This is a genomic window from Methylobacterium nigriterrae (assembly GCF_037106235.1).
GTDB classification, from domain to species: domain Bacteria; phylum Pseudomonadota; class Alphaproteobacteria; order Rhizobiales; family Beijerinckiaceae; genus Methylobacterium; species Methylobacterium nigriterrae.
Window position 1 is genome coordinate 36937 of the sequence record NZ_JBAWTG010000013.1, and the last position, 15725, is coordinate 52661.

Below are 15725 nucleotides of genomic sequence, written 5' to 3' on the forward strand. Positions count from 1 at the left end.
CCTCTCCCGCACGGGAGAGGGGACCCGCGCTCGATCGTAGGCATCGCGGGTCCCGATCGCGGGAATCATGGCGAGCCGTGGCCAGCATAGAGCGGCACCTTCCCCCTCCCTACCGGAGCTGGACAGGGGCGGCGCAGGATCGGGCGCCGGGACTGCTCCGGCACCCCCGCGACGCGGAGACATCGATCCCGGGCTCGGCCGCACGAGGGGCGGGCGAGACGCGATCCGCCCCCTGTCACATCCGGGCGGCAGCGCGGGCGGCGCGGGCGCGCTATCATCCGCCCCGTGTCAGCCGCCTCCGCCCTCGCCGAACCGCGCGCCTTCCTCGACGTCACCGCCTCGATCCTGGGGCGGCCTTGGCGCGACCGCTGCGGCGAGGCCGCGCTCCAGGCCAGCGCGGCGCATATGGTGCAGGCCTACGGGCTGCCGGACCTGCTGGCCCGGGTCCTCGCCGGGCGCGGCGTGCTGCCGGCGCAGGCCGAGGCCTATCTCAGCCCGCGCCTGCGCGACCTCCTGCCCGATCCCGCCTGCCTCCTCGACATGGAGGCGGCGGCCGACCGGCTCGCGCGGGCGGTGCACGGGGCCGAGACGGTCGCGGTGTTCGGCGATTACGACGTGGACGGCGCCGCGAGCGCGGCGCTCGTCGCCGGCTACCTGCGGGCGCTCGGCGTCCCGACCCGCATCCACATCCCCGACCGGATCACGGAAGGGTACGGCCCGAACGAGGCCGCCGTGCGGGCGCTGGCGGGGGAGGGGGCGAGCCTCCTCGTCACGGTCGATTGCGGCACGGCCGGCCACGGGCCGCTCGAGGTCGCGCGCGAGATCGGCCTCGACGTGATCGTGCTCGACCATCACGGGGCGCAGGAGATTCTGCCGCCGGCCCGGGCGATCGTGAACCCGAACCGGCTCGACGACCTCTCGGGCCTCGGCCATCTCTGCGCGGCGGGGGTGGTCTTCCTCACACTGGTCGCGCTCAACCGCCGCTTGCGGCGCGACGGCCTGTTCGGACCTCGATCCCCCGAGCCGGCCCTGACCGACGCCCTCGACCTCGTGGCGCTCGCGACCGTCGCGGACGTGGTGCCGCTGACCGGCCTCAACCGGGCCTTCGTGGCGCAGGGGCTCACCGTGATGCGCGGGCGCGGCCGCCGGGGACTCGCGGCCCTCTTCGACGCCGCCTCCCTCGACGGGCCGCCGGAGGCCTGGCACCTCGGCTACCTCGTCGGGCCCCGCATCAACGCGGGCGGGCGCATCGGCGACGCCTCGCTCGGGGCGCGGCTCCTCACCACGGACGATCCGGCCGAGGCCGCCCGCATCGCCGCCGAGCTCGACCGGCTCAACCGGGAGCGGCAGGCGATCGAGGCGGAGGCGGTGCAGGCGGCCGAGGCCGAGATGGACCGGGCGCTCGGCCTCGACCCGGACCGGCCCGTGCTGGTGGCGGGCTCGGCCGACTGGCATCCCGGCATCGTCGGGCTGATCGCGGCCCGTCTCAAGGAGCGCTTCGGCCGCCCGGCCTTTGCCTTCGCGCTCCGGCCGGACGGCACGGCGGTGGGCTCGGGCCGCTCGATCCTCGGCGCCGATCTCGGCCTCGCGGTGCGGGCGGGCGTCGAGGCCGGCCTCGCGCTCAAAGGGGGCGGCCACGCCATGGCGGCGGGCGCGACGCTGGCGAGCGGCGACCTCGCCCGCTTCCAGGCCCATCTCGCCGAGGCGCTGGGCTCCGCCGTGCAGGCGGCGCGCGCCGTCGAGGCGCTCCTCCTCGACGGCACCGTGAGCGCGGGCGGCGCCACTGCCGAGACGGTGCGGCTGATCCAGCGGGCAGGGCCCTTCGGCCAGGGCGCGCCCGAGCCCGTCTTCGCCCTGCCGCGCCACCGCATCGTCGATGCCGGCATCGTCGGCCACGGCCATGTCCGGGCGCGGCTGCGTAGCCGCGACGGGCAGGCGATCGGCGCCATCACCTTCCGCGCGGCCCACGGCCCGCTCGGCCAGGCGGTCCTCAACGGCGTCGGCCGCGAGTTCCACGTGGCCGGGACCCTGTCCTGCGACCGCTGGCGCGGAGCCGAGCGCGCGCAGGTCCGAATCTGCGATCTCGCACCCAGCGATTGATCCGGCGCCGAGCCGGTTGACACCCGCCTCCCCCCTCACCATAAGAACGACGCGCGGCCCGGCGGGCCGAAGTTTGGGGGAATGTCCCGAGCGGCAAAGGGGGCGGACTGTAAATCCGCTGCGTAAGCTTCGTAGGTTCGAGTCCTACTTCCCCCACCAAACGTTCGCCATGACGGTCTTACATGGTTTGTTCCGATGACGAGGCGGCCGCGGGGCCGCCTTTTGTCGTTCGGGAGGGTCTCCTCACGCCTTCTCAAGGCGGCGGGGCCGTGCTATCGGGCCCCTCGCGCGGGTGTAGCTCAATGGTAGAGCAGCAGCCTTCCAAGCTGAATACGAGGGTTCGATTCCCTTCACCCGCTCCAATCCTCTTCCGATAGTCTGACCGGAGACGTCGCTTCGCGGCCCCCGTGATCGTGCGGGATGCCGGGCGTTTTGCTGCCCAGGGTTGCGCCCTCGACCCAACAAAAAGGGCGACCGCCCTCTCAGGCAGCCGCCCCGTCCCGGCCGAGCCGGGAGCGATTCTCAGTAGGCGCTGAACTTGTAGTTGAAGCCCGCGCGGACGAGGCTGCCCTCGGTGCGGAAGCGCGAGGTGTAGGATCCCGCGCCCACGCCCGGGATCGAGTTCACGAGAACGTTGCGGCTGCCAAGATCGTAGTGCAGGTACTCGGCCTTGAGCGTCACGGCCTCCGACTTCAGGCCGATGTAGCGGCCGAGCGAGAAGTAGTTCAGGAAGCTGTCCTGCGGGATCGCGTATTCGATGCCGCCGCCATAGGCGAAGCCGGTCTCGAACCGCTTGGAATAGCCTGCGAACTGCGGGGCGAGGCCCGGCGTGTAGAAGTTCGCGTGGTACTCGATGTCGCCGAAGGCGAGGCCGCCGGTCCCATAGACGAGGACCCGGTCGAAGGCGTAGCCGACCTTGCCGGTGACCGTGCCGAGCCATTCGAGGCTCTGGAAGTAGGCGCTCGGGTTGGGCAGCACGCCGCCGGCATTGGGCGCGCCGAGCACGAAGCGGTTCTTGTGGATGTCCGTCCAGTCGAAATTCGCGCCGACGCCCGCCACGAACCCGGAGCCCGGCGTAAACTGGTAGTTGTAGCCGAAGCCGCCGCCGAGCTTGCCGATCCCGTCAGTCTCCGTGAACGTCACGGCGGGGCGGCGCCCGGCGGCCACGTTCGCGATGTTGCCCGGAGCGTTGCCGATCGTCGTGATGCGCTGGCGGTCCGTGAAGGTGTAGACCGTCTCGACGCCCGCATAGAAGCCGGTCCACGTGAAGACCGGGATCGGCGTGAAGACTGGCGGAGGCGCTTCGCGGCGTGGCAGGTCGGCGGCCTGAACCGCACCGGCAACGAGAGCGGAGGCGGCGCTCGCCAGAAGAAGGGTCCTGATCATGGTTCCGATGTCCGAGGGCCGGAGGGCGATGACCGAGACTCTAAGCTTGAGCACGGCCTTCTCCCTATGTCCCCGCAGACACACATTCGGCCCAAACTGCGTCGGATGAGCAGAAAAGCCGCCGTAAAGGCGCCTTGCGGCCATGCGCGCTGGGCCTTCGCTCAGGGAAATCCAGAACTTCGGCACGTTTACGTACGAAGATCGCGCGCGGCCCCAAGGCTCGGCTGAAGGCTCCGCTGCCCCGCGACAGCGCCGTTCCTGGCACTGACAAATCGCCGTGAGCATCGGCACGGCTCTCCGGAGACGGCTTGCACGATGCGCCGCAACATGACAGGTTCGATAAGTCCGAAAGGACGATGCGGGAGAGCCCAGGCCGACGAACGGCGGCCATGGCGCCGACGGAGCAACCACCCCCGGAAACTCTCAGGCACAATCACCGCACCGTTGGACAATCTGGAGAGAGGCGCCGGACGGCGTCCACCGAAGGAGAAATCTCATCCCGCCTGAGCGGGTGAGAGAAGCTCTCAGGTAACCGCGACAGATGGGGGCAGGGCAAGGCTCGACCGGGCTTTGCCGATGCTGACTGTCGTGGAGAAGCCTGATGTGTCCAGAGTCCGGCACGCCCGTCGCCCAGAACCGTCCCGGGACCGGCCTGGATGCCGCGCCTGAGCGCACGCCGCTGCACGCGCTCCATCTGCGCCTGGGCGCCCGGATGGTGCCCTTCGCGGGCTACGAGATGCCGCTCCAGTACCCTGCGGGCGTGCTGAAGGAGCATCTCCACACGCGGGCCGCCGCGGGACTGTTCGACGTCTCGCATATGGGTCAGATCGCGGTCCGCGCCCGCTCTGGCGACCTCGCCGAGGCGGCCCGCGCACTCGAAAGCTTGGTCCCGGCCGACATCGTCGGGCTGAAGCCCGGCCGCCAGCGCTACGGGCTCCTCACCGACGAGGGCGGCGGCATCCTCGACGACCTGATGGTCGCCCGGCTCGGCGATCGGTTCGTCTTCGTGGTGAATGCGGCTCGCAAGGCCGCGGACGAGGCGCATCTGCGCGCGCACCTTCCCGATTCGATCGACCTGGCGATGCTGCCGCGCGCGCTGATCGCCCTGCAGGGGCCGCGGGCGGAGGCCGCCCTGGCGGCGCTCGCGCCGGAGGTCGCGGCGATGCGCTTCATGGATGCGTGCGAGGTCGCGATCCTGGGTACGCCTGCCCTCGTCACGCGCTCCGGCTACACGGGCGAGGACGGGTTCGAGATCTCGCTGCCGAGCGAGAGCGCCGAGGCTGTCGCCGCGGCGCTGCTCGACCATGCGGACATTCTGCCGGTCGGACTCGGCGCGCGCGACTCCCTGCGCCTCGAGGCAGGCCTGTGCCTGCACGGCGCCGACATTGATCCGGGCACGGATCCGGTCGAAGCCGGGCTGACCTGGGCCGTCTCCCCGGCTCGCCGCAGCGGAGGCAGCCGCGCGGGCGGATTTCCGGGCTCGGACCGGATCCTGCGGGCGATCGACGAGGGTCCCGCGCGGCTGCGCGTCGGCCTGCGGCCGGAGGGCCGCGCGCCCGTGCGCGCGGGCGCGGCCCTCTATGCCGGCACAGGCGAGGCCGAGCCCGTCGGCATCGTCACGTCGGGCGGCTTCGGGCCGAGCCTGCAGGCTCCGGTCGCCATGGGCTACCTGCCCGTCGCGCTGTCGAAACCCGGCACCCAAGTCTACGCCGACGTGCGGGGCCAGCGCCTGCCCCTGAGCGTGACCCGGCTTCCCTTCGTTCCGGCCGGCTTCAAGCGCGGCTGATCCCACGCATTCCCGAGGAGCACATCATGCTGAGATTCACCGACGAGCACGAGTGGCTGAAACTCGAGGGCGACATCGCGACCGTGGGGATCACAGCGCACGCCGCCGAGCAACTGGGCGATCTCGTCTTCATCGAGTTGCCGAAGGTCGGCGCGAAGCTGACCAAGGGCGAGGCTGCGGCCGTGGTCGAGTCCGTCAAGGCGGCCTCGGACGTCTACGCGCCGCTGACCGGCGAGGTCACGGAGGTCAACGCGGCGGCCGTGGACGACCCGGCGACCGTCGGCAGCGATCCGCAGGGTGAGGGTTGGCTCTACAGGATCCGGCTCGCGGACCCGTCCGCCATGGACGGCCTCATGGACGAGGCGGCCTACGCGGCCTTCGCCAAGTAGGGTGGCAGGCAGCCCGCCCGGCAGCGCTATCCCCGCCCATCCCGATCGTCGAGCCCGGAACATGCCATGAGCGCGGACAAGTACGACCCCTATGATTTCGCCAACCGGCGGCATATCGGCCCGACCCGCGGCGAGATCGCCGAGATGCTCGCCCTGGTCGGATCGCCCGACCTCCACGCGCTCATCGACGAGACCCTGCCGGCCGACATCCGGCAGGCGGAGCGGATCGATTTCGGGCGCTCGCTCACCGAGCGCCGGGTGATCGAGCACATGCGGGCGACGGCCGACAGGAACCGGCTCCTCGTCTCGCTGATCGGGCAGGGCTACCACGGCACCACGATGCCGCCGGCGATCCAGCGCAACATCTTCGAGAATCCTGCCTGGTACACCGCCTACTCGCCCTACCAGCCCGAGATCAGCCAGGGCCGGCTCGAGGCGCTGCTGAACTTCCAGACCCTCGTCTGCGACCTGACCGGACTCGACGTCGCCAACGCCTCGCTCCTCGACGAGGCGACGGCGGCGGCCGAGGCCATGGGCATGGCGCGGCGCTTGGCCAAGACGGAGGCCGACACCTTCTTCGTCGACGCGAACTGCCTGCCCCAGACCATCGCGGTGCTGAGGACCCGGGCGGCGCCACTCGGCTGGCGCATCGTCGTGGGCGATCCCTTCGCGGAACTCGATCCCGGCTCCGTCTTCGGCGCGCTCTTCCAGTATCCGGGCGTCTGCGGCGAGATCCACGATTTCTCCGAGCCGATCGCAGCGCTCCACGCGGCCGGCGCCGTCGCGGCGGTGGCCGCCGACCCGCTGGCGCTGACCCTGCTGAAGCCGCCCGGCGAGATGGGCGCCGACATCGCGGTCGGCTCCATGCAGCGCTACGGCGTGCCGGTGGGCTACGGCGGCCCGCACGCGGCCTACATGGCGACCCGCGACGCGCACAAGCGCTCGCTGCCGGGCCGCATCGTCGGCGTATCCGTCGACGCCAAGGGCAACCGCGCCTACCGCCTCGCGCTCCAGACCCGCGAGCAGCATATCCGGCGCGAGAAGGCGACCTCGAACATCTGCACGAGCCAGGTGCTGCTCGCCGTCATCGCCTCGATGTACGCGGTCTATCACGGGCCGCGCGGCCTCAAGGCCATCGCCGAGCGGGTGCATCGCGACGCGGTGCGGCTCGCCGAGGGGCTGATCGGCCTCGGCTTCACGGTGCAGCCCCGTCACTTCTTCGACACCGTCACGGTCGAGGTCGGCCCCTTTCAGGGCGTGATCCTGGAGAACGCCGTCGAGAACGGGGTCAACCTGCGCAGGGTGGGCACCGACCGCATCGGCATCACCGTGGACGAGCGCACCCGACCCGACATCATCCAGGCGGTCTGGCGCGCCTTCGGCGGCGCGCACCTCGCCTACGACGAGGCGTGGCCCGAGACCCGCCTGCCGCGCGAGCTGTCGCGCACCTCCGAGTACCTGACGCACCCGATCTTCCACATGAACCGGGCCGAGAGCGAGATGACGCGCTACATGCGCCGCCTCGCCGACCGGGACCTCGCCCTCGACCGGGCCATGATCCCGCTCGGCTCCTGCACCATGAAGCTCAACGCCACCGCCGAGATGCTGCCGATCTCGTGGCCGGAATTCTCGGAGATCCACCCGTTCGTGCCGGCGGACCAGGCCCGGGGCTACCGGCAGCTCATCGACGACCTGTCCGAGAAGCTCTGCGCCATCACGGGCTACGACGCGATCTCGATGCAGCCGAACTCGGGCGCGCAGGGGGAATATGCGGGGCTGCTCGCGATCCGCGGCTACCATCTCGCGCGCGGCGAGGCGCACCGCACCGTCTGCCTGATCCCGTCCTCGGCCCACGGCACCAACCCGGCCTCGGCCCAGATGTGCGGCATGACCGTCGTGGTGGTGGGCGCCGATCGCGACGGCAACATCGACCTCGACGAGTTCCGGTCGAAGGCCGAGCAGCACGGGGCGAACCTCGCGGCCTGCATGATCACCTATCCATCCACACACGGCGTGTTCGAGGAGCGGGTGCGGGAGATCTGCGACATCGTCCACGCCCATGGTGGGCAGGTCTACCTCGACGGTGCGAACCTCAACGCGCTGGTCGGCCTCGCGCGGCCGGGCGATATCGGTGCTGATGTCAGTCACCTCAACCTGCACAAGACGTTCTGCATCCCGCACGGGGGCGGGGGCCCCGGCATGGGGCCGATCGGCGTCAAGGCTCACCTGATCCCGCACCTGCCGTCCGACCCGCGCACCGGCGAGGAGGGCGCCGTCTCGGCCGCCCCGTTCGGCTCGGCCTCGATCCTGCCGATCTCGTGGAGCTACTGCCTGCTGATGGGCGGCCGCGGCCTGACCCAGGCGACCCGCATCGCCATCCTCAGCGCCAACTACATCGCCGAGCGCCTCGGCAAGGCCTACCCGATCCTCTACACGGGCAAGAACGGGCGGGTGGCGCACGAGTGCATCGTCGATGTGCGGCCCTTCCAGAAGAGCGCCGGCATCAGCGTCGACGACATCGCCAAGCGCCTGATCGATTGCGGCTTCCATCCGCCGACCATGAGCTGGCCGGTGGCCGGCACCCTGATGATCGAGCCGACCGAATCCGAGACGAAGGCCGAGATCGACCGCTTCTGCGACGCGATGCTGGCGATCCGCGAGGAGATCCGGGCGATCGAGGAGGGCCGGATCGACCGCCAGAACAACCCGCTCAAGAACGCGCCTCACACGGTGCAGGACCTGATCGGCGCCTGGGAGCGGCCCTATTCTCGCGAGGCCGCCTGCTTCCCGGCCGGTACGCTCGGGATCGACAAGTACTGGCCGCCCGTCAACCGCGTCGACAACGCCTACGGGGACCGCAACCTGATGTGCTCCTGCCCGCCGCCGGAGGCCTACGGGGAGGCGGCCGAATGACCGATTCCCCGAGGGCGGCGATCGGGCCGCGGCCCGGCGGAAGCGCGGCACTTGATCAAATTTCGGCTTGCCTCTAAGCGGTCCGCGCCTTTCGCCCGGCTCCGAGACTTGAGGGCGACCGTTCAGGCCCGCGCCAGCGCGGGCCTTGCCGCAGGAAAGAGACGATGGCCAAAGAGAAGTTTTCGCGCACGAAGCCGCACTGCAACATTGGGACGATCGGCCACGTCGACCATGGCAAGACGTCTCTGACGGCGGCGATCACGAAGGTTCTGGCGGAGTCGGGGGGTGCGACCTTCACGGCCTATGACCAGATCGACAAGGCGCCGGAGGAGAAGGCGCGCGGCATCACGATCTCGACGGCGCATGTCGAGTACGAGACCAGCAACCGGCACTACGCGCACGTGGACTGCCCCGGCCACGCCGATTACGTGAAGAACATGATCACGGGTGCGGCCCAGATGGACGGGGCCATCCTGGTGGTGTCGGCGGCCGACGGGCCGATGCCGCAGACGCGCGAGCACATCCTGCTGGCCCGCCAGGTCGGCGTGCCGGCGCTGGTGGTGTTCCTCAACAAGGTCGACATGGTCGACGACGAGGAGCTTCTGGAGCTGGTCGAGCTCGAGGTGCGCGAGCTCTTGTCGAAGTACGACTTCCCGGGCGACGACATCCCGATCACCAAGGGCTCGGCCCTGATGGCGCTCGAGGACAAGGAGCCCAAGATCGGCAAGGAGGCGGTGCTGGCGCTGATGGCGACGGTCGACAGCTACATCCCGCAGCCGGAGCGTCCGATCGACATGCCGTTCCTGATGCCGATCGAGGACGTGTTCTCGATCTCGGGGCGCGGCACGGTGGTGACGGGGCGGGTTGAGCGCGGCATCATCAAGGTGGGCGAGGAAGTCGAGATCGTGGGCATCCGCCCGACCACCAAGACGACGGTGACGGGTGTGGAGATGTTCCGCAAGCTGCTCGATCAGGGCCAGGCCGGCGACAATGTCGGCGTGCTCCTGCGCGGCACCAAGCGCGAGGACGTGGAGCGCGGCCAGGTCGTGTGCAAGCCCGGCTCGGTCAAGCCGCACACCAAGTTCAAGGCCGAGGCCTACATCCTGACCAAGGAGGAGGGCGGCCGCCACACGCCGTTCTTCACCAACTACCGGCCGCAATTCTACTTCCGCACCACCGACGTGACCGGCGTCTGCACGCTGCCGGAGGGCACCGAGATGGTGATGCCGGGCGACAACGTCACCATGGACGTGGCGCTGATCGTGCCGGTCGCCATGGAGGAGAAGCTGCGCTTCGCCATCCGCGAGGGCGGACGCACCGTCGGCGCCGGCGTCGTCGCAGCCATCAACGAGTAAATCTTAAAGGCGGCCGATCACCTCATCCTACAAGCAACAGTTGATCTGCCCGCAAGAAACATCGGCCCATGACCTGACAAGGTCGTGAGTCAACAAGTTTAGCCCGGCCATCACCTTGACGGTGGCCGGGCGAAATCGTCTTCCGGATCGACTTCGCCCATGACGAGGCCATCCGATGCAGCCGACGCGCCGAACCCTGCTGGGATACGGGGTCCTGCTCGCCTGCCCCTCCCCATCCCGCGCCGACGACCTGAAGGATGGGCGCTTCCGCGATGAGGTCGTCACGATCCTGCGTGGCCTGTATCCCAGGGCGAAGATCTCGGTCGATCATGACCTGGAGCAGGTGCACGTCGAGACCTACACAATTTATCTCAGCAATCTTCACGCCGATCTACGCGGCGCGACTGGAGCCGAGCGGCGGCGCCGCATCCTGGCGTTCCTGACGGGGACGATGCCCAGGGGCCCCTATCCGAAGGAGGCGCCACCGCCCTCCCGCATGGAGCCATTCGAGAAATCGCGGGTCCGGCTTCGCATCCAGCTCGTCCCGCCCGATTACACAATCCAGTCTCCTGACATCGTCAGCCGGCCTTTCTCGAAGCGGCTGCGGGTCGCCTATGCCCTCGACGAGCCAAACCGCTACCAGCTGGTGACAATGCCGATGCTCACGGCCTGGGGCATCGATGCGGCCGCCCTCGAAGGGCCAGCCGTCGAGAACCTGGAATCGGCTTCCAAGGATATCCCGCTCCAGGTCGCCACCACGGAGACGGGCCAGCGGCACTTCGCGACCGTCGAGACGGGTGATGGCTACGACGCCGCCCGGCTGCTGCTGCCGCGCTTTATGGAGGGGATCTGCGATGCGCTAGGCTCGCCCGCCATTGTGGCAGCCGTGCCCGTTCGGGACCTTCTCATGGCGTGGGCCGCCGATACGAAGATGCGCGCCGTCCTCGCCAAGGCTGCCAGCGACCAGCTTCGCCGCGGTCCGTACGCGCGCAGTGACGAACTCTTCCGCTTCGACAAGGCTGGCTTGCGGCCCCTCGACGCGCGGGAACTGGTGGACCACGGCCGCTGACGACGCGTCGATCCACGGCCCCCTCCCCACGCAGCCACAACGCTTGCGCCCCCTTGCGCCTCGCGGCGCGATGAGGCATGGAGCGTGGCGCCTAGGAGTGTAGCTCAACTGGTCAGAGCGCCGGTCTCCAAAACCGGAGGTTGCGGGTTCGAGTCCCTCCACTCCTGCCAGTCTTCACTCCTGCCAGTCTTCGCCCCGCGCGTTTCGAGCCCTGTCGACAAGCGATCGGACTTGCGCTAGAGCGGGCGCACTCCGAGATCGATGATGGCCGTCGGTGCGGGCTTCGCGAGAGCCCCGGCGCCGCGGCTTCCCCATTCTCGGACAATGGTTCCCCGGTTCTGACGTCATGGCATCGAACGAAGCGACGAAGAAAATGGATCTGACGCGCGGCACCCCGCGCGGTCCGTCGACGCCGACGCCGCCGCGCCAGACCCCACCGGCCCGGCCCGCGCCGAAGCGCACCGGTCCGATCGAGTTCCTGAACCAGGTGCGCGACGAGGGCCGCAAGGTCACGTGGCCCACCCGCAAGGAGACCACCGTGACCACCATCATGGTGTTCATCATGGTGGTGCTGGCGAGCCTGTTCTTCACCGTGGTGGACCAGGCCCTGCGCTACCTCGTCGGCCTGGTCCTCGGGGTCTGAGAATTTCTCCGGCCCGCCCGAGCGGCGCGCCGGACGTCTGGAGTTGATCGCAACCGTGTCGAAGCGCTGGTACATCGTCCACGCCTACTCGAACTTCGAGAACAAGGTCGCTCAGTCCATCAAGGATCAGGCGGCCCAGCGCGGACTTTTGGACCTCTTCGACGAGGTCATGGTACCGACCGAGAAGGTCACCGAGGTGCGCCGCGGCCGCAAGGTCGATGCCGAGCGCAAGTTCTTCCCCGGCTACGTTCTGGTGAAGTGCGACCTGACGGACGAAGTCTACCACCTCATCAAGAACACTCCCAAGGTCACCGGCTTCCTCGGGGCCGACAAGTCGAAGCCGGTGCCGATCCCGGATGCCGAGGCCGAGCGCATCAAGGGCCAGGTGGCCGAGGGTGTCGACCGCCCGAAGCCCTCGATCTCGTTCGAGATCGGCGAGACGGTCCGCGTCGCGGACGGTCCCTTCGCGAGCTTCAACGGCACCGTCGAGGAGATCGACGAGAGCCGCTCCCGCCTCAAGGTCGCGGTCTCGATCTTCGGCCGTGCCACTCCGGTGGAACTCGAATACGCTCAGGTCGAGAAGGCCTGATCGTAGAAGCGGATGGGGAGCAGCGAATAGCGAGTAGGGCTGCCGAGCCCGGCACGACCGCCGGTGTTTCTCACGGCGCCTCCGATTTGCCATTCGCTACTCCCCATTCGCGGAAACCCGCGGGAGGTCCGCCCGGTTCGCCGCCGGGGTCCACGGGCCGCACCGCGACCTGCAACCGTCCGTCCCGCCGGAGCCCTAGGCAGCCCGGCGGCGGGCAATATCTGGGAGCAGTCCCATGGCGAAGAAGATCACGGGCTACGTGAAGCTTCAGGTCCCGGCCGGCGCCGCCAATCCGTCGCCGCCGATCGGCCCCGCGCTCGGTCAGCGCGGCCTCAACATCATGGAATTCTGCAAGGCCTTCAACGCGAAGACCGCGCAGATGGAGAAGGGCACCCCGATCCCGGTGATCATCACCGCCTATCAGGATCGCTCGTTCACCTTCGAGATGAAGCAGCCTCCGGTCACCTTCTTCCTCAAGAAGGCGGCGGGCCTGAAGCTCGGCAAGAAGCCGGCCTCCGGCTCCAAGACCCCGGGCAAAGGCCCGAAGGTCGGCAAGGTCACCGAGGCGCAGCTCCGCGAGATCGCCGAGAGGAAGATGCCCGACCTCAACTGCGATTCGGTCGATGCGGCCGTCGCGATGATCCGTGGCTCCGCGCGGGCCATGGGCCTCGACGTCGTCGCGTAAGGGGAGGGCACCATGGCACGTGAAGGTAAGCGCATCCGCGCGGCCCGCGAGGGCATCGAGCCGCTGAAGCTCTACGCGATCGACGAGGCGGTCGAACTCGTGAAGGCGAAGGCGAACGCCAAGTTCGACGAGACCGTCGAGGTCTCGATGAACCTCGGGGTCGACCCGCGCCACGCCGACCAGATGGTCCGCGGCGTCTGCAATCTTCCGAACGGCTCGGGACGAACCGTCCGCGTGGCGGTCTTCGCCCGCGGCGCCAAGGCGGATGATGCCCGCGCGGCCGGCGCCGACATCGTCGGCGCGGAGGATCTCCTGGAGATCGTCCAGGGCGGCAAGATCGAGTTCGATCGCTGCATCGCCACCCCCGACATGATGCCGCTCGTCGGCCGCCTCGGTAAGGTGCTGGGCCCGCGCGGCCTGATGCCGAACCCGAAGGTCGGAACCGTCACCATGGACGTGAAGGGCGCCGTCGCGGGCGCCAAGGGCGGCTCGGTCGAGTTCCGGGTCGAGAAGGCCGGCATCGTGCATGCCGGCGTCGGCAAGGTGTCGTTCGACGTGGCCAAGCTCGTCGAGAACATCAAGGCCTTCGCGGACGCGGTCGCCAAGGCCAAGCCCGCGGGCGCCAAGGGCACCTACATCCAGCGCATCGCCGTTACCTCGACGATGGGGCCGGGCGTGAAGGTCGAGCCGTCGAGCGTGCTCACGGCCTGAGCCGGCATCGCCTCATCGGCATCGTGGAGCGCCCGGCCGGCAACGGCCGGGCGCTTCGCGTTTCCGCGTCGGCAGCGGCACCGCGTCCGTGAAGAAACGCCTTGCACATCGGCGCGAGGAGGGGCGCCATTCGCCTTCGCTGTGCTAGATACGCTGGCATGCGATGCTCCCTTCCGGTCTCGTCCCGCCGACGCATCCTCTGCGTCTTTCCCGCCTACACGCCCTCCTTCGGCACCTTCTCGCACGCCTATCCGCTGATGGGAGGCGTCAAGGCGTTCATGCCGCCTCAGGGGCTCCTGCTGATCGCGGCCTACATGCCGGAGGCCTGGGAGTGCCGCTTCATAGACGAGAACATCCGCCGGGCGACCTCCGAGGAGTTCGCCTGGGCCGACGCGGTGTTCGTGTCGGGCATGCACATCCAGGCGCCGCAGATCCACGGCATCAACGCCCGCGCGCACGCGGCCGGCAAGGTGACGGTGCTCGGCGGCCCCTCGGTTTCCGGCTCGCCCGAGCAGTATCCCGGCTTCGACTACCTGCATCTCGGCGAGATCGGCGACGCCACGGACCGGCTCGTCGCGATCCTCGACGCGGAGGTGGCGCGGCCCCCGGCCCAGGTCCGGCTCGAGACGGCGGAGCGTCTGGCGCTCTCGGACTTTCCCGCGCCCGCCTACGAGGCCGCCCCGCTCAAGCGCTACCTGATCGGCTCGCTGCAATTCTCCTCCGGCTGCCCCTACCGCTGCGAGTTCTGCGACATCCCGCAACTCTACGGCCGTCAGCCCCGGCTGAAGAGCCCGGAGCAGATGTGCGCCGAGCTCGACGCGATCGTCAGCCAGCCCGGCCATCCGGCGGTCGTCTACTTCGTCGACGACAACTTCATCGGCAACCGCAAGGCGACGCGGGACATGCTGCCCCATCTCGTGGCCTGGCAGAAGCGGAACGACTACCCGCTCCAGTTCGCCTGCGAGGCGACGCTGAACATGGCCAAGCAGCCGGAGATCCTCGCGCTGATGCGCGAGGCCAACTTCATCACCGTGTTCGTCGGTATCGAGACGCCGGAAGAGGACGCGCTCGCGGGGATCGACAAGAAGCACAACGCCGCAGTGCCGATGTACGAGGCGATCGAGACGCTCAACAGCTACGGCCTCGAGGTCACCTCCGGCATCATCCTCGGGCTCGACACCGACACCGACCAATCCGAGGACAACCTGATCGCCTTCATCGATCGCTCGGCGATCCCCGTCCTGACCATCAACCTGCTGCAGGCTCTGCCCAAGACCCCGCTCTGGGACCGGCTCACCCGCGAGGGCCGGCTCGTGCACGACGCGGCGCTGGAATCGAACGTGCTGTTCAAGCGTCCGCACGACGACGTGGTGGCGAGCTGGCGCCGGGCGATCGCCCATGCCTACGGTCCTGAGCGGATCTTCGAGCGCTTCCGGCATCAGGTGGACACCACCTACCCGCACCGGATCATCACGCCGGTGAAGGGCAAGCTGACGCGCACCAACCTGCGCCGCGGCCTCATCCTCGGATTCAACATCATCCTGCGGGTCGGCATCCTGTCGGATTACCGCGGGCCGTTCTGGCGTGCGGCCGGCCACGCGCTGCGGCGCGGGCAGATCGAGGCGGTGTTCAACATGGGCTTCGTCGCCCATCACCTGATCCGCTTCACCCGCGAAGCCCTGCGGGGCGAGCACAACGCCTCCTTCTACGCCGCCAAGGCTGAGCAGCGCGAGCACGAGCGCAACCGACCCTGGTGGCAGGCGGCGGCGCGGCGCTTCCTGCCGACCTGAGGCGGGGAGCGGCCGGCATGCAGGATCCGCGGGCAGCATCCGCAGGCAGCGCTTGCCTGCGACGGAAATGTCGCGCGCCGGGTCTTGGCAGGCGGCTTGCTAGGCTCTATACACCGCGCTCCACGAATTCACTTTGAGGTTAGGGGCCGGCCGATCGGCCGCGTTCCGATTGAGATGTCGCCTGGGCAACCGGGCGGCGGTGGCCGGAAGGACCTGTGAGGCGGAAGCCTCACAGGGCCGTGTCCGGCCATGTCCTGTCCGAGACTGCAGGCGCCGGGCGACCGGCTTAATCCCCCAGCCTGCACAGAC

Annotated in this window: 12 protein-coding genes, 3 tRNA genes and 1 riboswitch; of the genes, 14 read left to right on the forward strand and 1 reads right to left on the reverse strand. The window is 69.3% G+C overall.

Annotated elements, in window-relative coordinates; all coding sequences use genetic code 11:
• The first annotated feature begins 285 nt into the window (after positions 1-285).
• From recJ to WDW90_RS09815, 3 genes are all read left to right on the forward strand, one after another.
• Positions 286-2100, forward strand: coding sequence for a single-stranded-DNA-specific exonuclease RecJ (gene recJ / locus WDW90_RS09805; protein ID WP_336487202.1), 1815 nt, complete (start codon positions 286-288; stop codon positions 2098-2100).
• A 75-nt stretch (positions 2101-2175) separates the two neighbouring features.
• Positions 2176-2259 (forward strand) — tRNA-Tyr (locus tag WDW90_RS09810).
• A 129-nt stretch (positions 2260-2388) separates the two neighbouring features.
• Positions 2389-2462, forward strand: a tRNA-Gly gene (locus WDW90_RS09815).
• Between the two features lie 160 nt (positions 2463-2622).
• Here the strand turns inward: WDW90_RS09815 and WDW90_RS09820 are convergent.
• On the reverse strand, positions 2623-3486 hold the full coding sequence (locus WDW90_RS09820; protein WP_336487251.1) for an outer membrane protein: 864 nt from the start codon (positions 3484-3486) through the stop codon (positions 2623-2625).
• Positions 3487-3929: 443 nt separating this feature from the next.
• Positions 3930-4037, forward strand: a riboswitch (glycine riboswitch).
• Positions 4038-4087: 50 nt separating this feature from the next.
• On the opposite strand from WDW90_RS09820, the gene gcvT reads away from it, so the two are divergent.
• The 11 genes from gcvT to WDW90_RS09875 all read left to right on the forward strand — a co-directional run bounded on the left by gcvT (position 4088) and on the right by WDW90_RS09875 (position 15416).
• Positions 4088-5272: a glycine cleavage system aminomethyltransferase GcvT gene (gene gcvT, locus WDW90_RS09825; RefSeq protein ID WP_336487203.1), complete on the forward strand. Its 1185-nt coding sequence runs from the start codon at positions 4088-4090 to the stop codon at positions 5270-5272.
• A 26-nt stretch (positions 5273-5298) separates the two neighbouring features.
• Positions 5299-5661 (forward strand): glycine cleavage system protein GcvH, encoded by a 363-nt coding sequence (gcvH, locus tag WDW90_RS09830; protein ID WP_336487204.1) that lies wholly within the window; start codon positions 5299-5301, stop codon positions 5659-5661.
• Positions 5662-5727: 66 nt separating this feature from the next.
• Positions 5728-8574, forward strand: a complete 2847-nt coding sequence (gcvP, locus tag WDW90_RS09835) for an aminomethyl-transferring glycine dehydrogenase (protein WP_336487205.1) — start codon at positions 5728-5730, stop codon at positions 8572-8574.
• 164 nt (positions 8575-8738) lie between these two features.
• Positions 8739-9929, forward strand: coding sequence for an elongation factor Tu (tuf, locus tag WDW90_RS09840; RefSeq protein ID WP_336487206.1), 1191 nt, complete (start codon positions 8739-8741; stop codon positions 9927-9929).
• Positions 9930-10104: 175 nt separating this feature from the next.
• The gene (locus tag WDW90_RS09845) at positions 10105-10998 is read left to right on the forward strand and encodes a DUF1444 family protein (RefSeq protein WP_336487207.1); all 894 of its coding nucleotides are present in this window, start codon (positions 10105-10107) and stop codon (positions 10996-10998) included.
• 93 nt (positions 10999-11091) lie between these two features.
• Positions 11092-11168: transfer RNA gene (locus WDW90_RS09850), tRNA-Trp, on the forward strand.
• A 176-nt stretch (positions 11169-11344) separates the two neighbouring features.
• Positions 11345-11641 carry a preprotein translocase subunit SecE gene (secE, locus tag WDW90_RS09855; RefSeq protein WP_336487208.1) on the forward strand — a complete coding sequence of 99 codons (297 nt, stop codon included), beginning with the start codon at positions 11345-11347 and terminating at the stop codon, positions 11639-11641.
• Positions 11642-11696: 55 nt separating this feature from the next.
• Positions 11697-12230, forward strand: a complete 534-nt coding sequence (gene nusG / locus WDW90_RS09860) for a transcription termination/antitermination protein NusG (protein ID WP_336487252.1) — start codon at positions 11697-11699, stop codon at positions 12228-12230.
• Positions 12231-12465: 235 nt separating this feature from the next.
• Entirely contained in the window at positions 12466-12915 is a 450-nt protein-coding gene (gene rplK, locus WDW90_RS09865) for a 50S ribosomal protein L11 (RefSeq protein WP_109895603.1), read from the forward strand.
• Between the two features lie 12 nt (positions 12916-12927).
• Positions 12928-13626 carry a 50S ribosomal protein L1 gene (gene rplA / locus WDW90_RS09870; RefSeq protein WP_336487209.1) on the forward strand — a complete coding sequence of 233 codons (699 nt, stop codon included), beginning with the start codon at positions 12928-12930 and terminating at the stop codon, positions 13624-13626.
• A 158-nt stretch (positions 13627-13784) separates the two neighbouring features.
• Entirely contained in the window at positions 13785-15416 is a 1632-nt protein-coding gene (locus tag WDW90_RS09875; RefSeq protein ID WP_336487210.1) for a B12-binding domain-containing radical SAM protein, read from the forward strand.
• Positions 15417-15725: the final 309 nt, after the last annotated feature.

What these genes read in the sequence shown, in the direction of transcription:
- WDW90_RS09845 (WP_336487207.1), top strand. Translation starts at nt 10,105, where the DNA reads ATGCAGCCGACGCGCCGAACCCTGCTGGGATACGGGGTCCTGCTCGCC.
- gcvP (WP_336487205.1), top strand. Translation starts at nt 5,728, where the DNA reads ATGAGCGCGGACAAGTACGACCCCTATGATTTCGCCAACCGGCGGCAT.
- secE (WP_336487208.1), top strand. Translation starts at nt 11,345, where the DNA reads ATGGCATCGAACGAAGCGACGAAGAAAATGGATCTGACGCGCGGCACC.
- gcvH (WP_336487204.1), top strand. Translation starts at nt 5,299, where the DNA reads ATGCTGAGATTCACCGACGAGCACGAGTGGCTGAAACTCGAGGGCGAC.
- rplA (WP_336487209.1), top strand. Translation starts at nt 12,928, where the DNA reads ATGGCACGTGAAGGTAAGCGCATCCGCGCGGCCCGCGAGGGCATCGAG.
- tuf (WP_336487206.1), top strand. Translation starts at nt 8,739, where the DNA reads ATGGCCAAAGAGAAGTTTTCGCGCACGAAGCCGCACTGCAACATTGGG.
- WDW90_RS09875 (WP_336487210.1), top strand. Translation starts at nt 13,785, where the DNA reads ATGCGATGCTCCCTTCCGGTCTCGTCCCGCCGACGCATCCTCTGCGTC.
- gcvT (WP_336487203.1), top strand. Translation starts at nt 4,088, where the DNA reads ATGTGTCCAGAGTCCGGCACGCCCGTCGCCCAGAACCGTCCCGGGACC.
- WDW90_RS09820 (WP_336487251.1), bottom strand. Translation starts at nt 3,486, where the DNA reads ATGATCAGGACCCTTCTTCTGGCGAGCGCCGCCTCCGCTCTCGTTGCC.
- rplK (WP_109895603.1), top strand. Translation starts at nt 12,466, where the DNA reads ATGGCGAAGAAGATCACGGGCTACGTGAAGCTTCAGGTCCCGGCCGGC.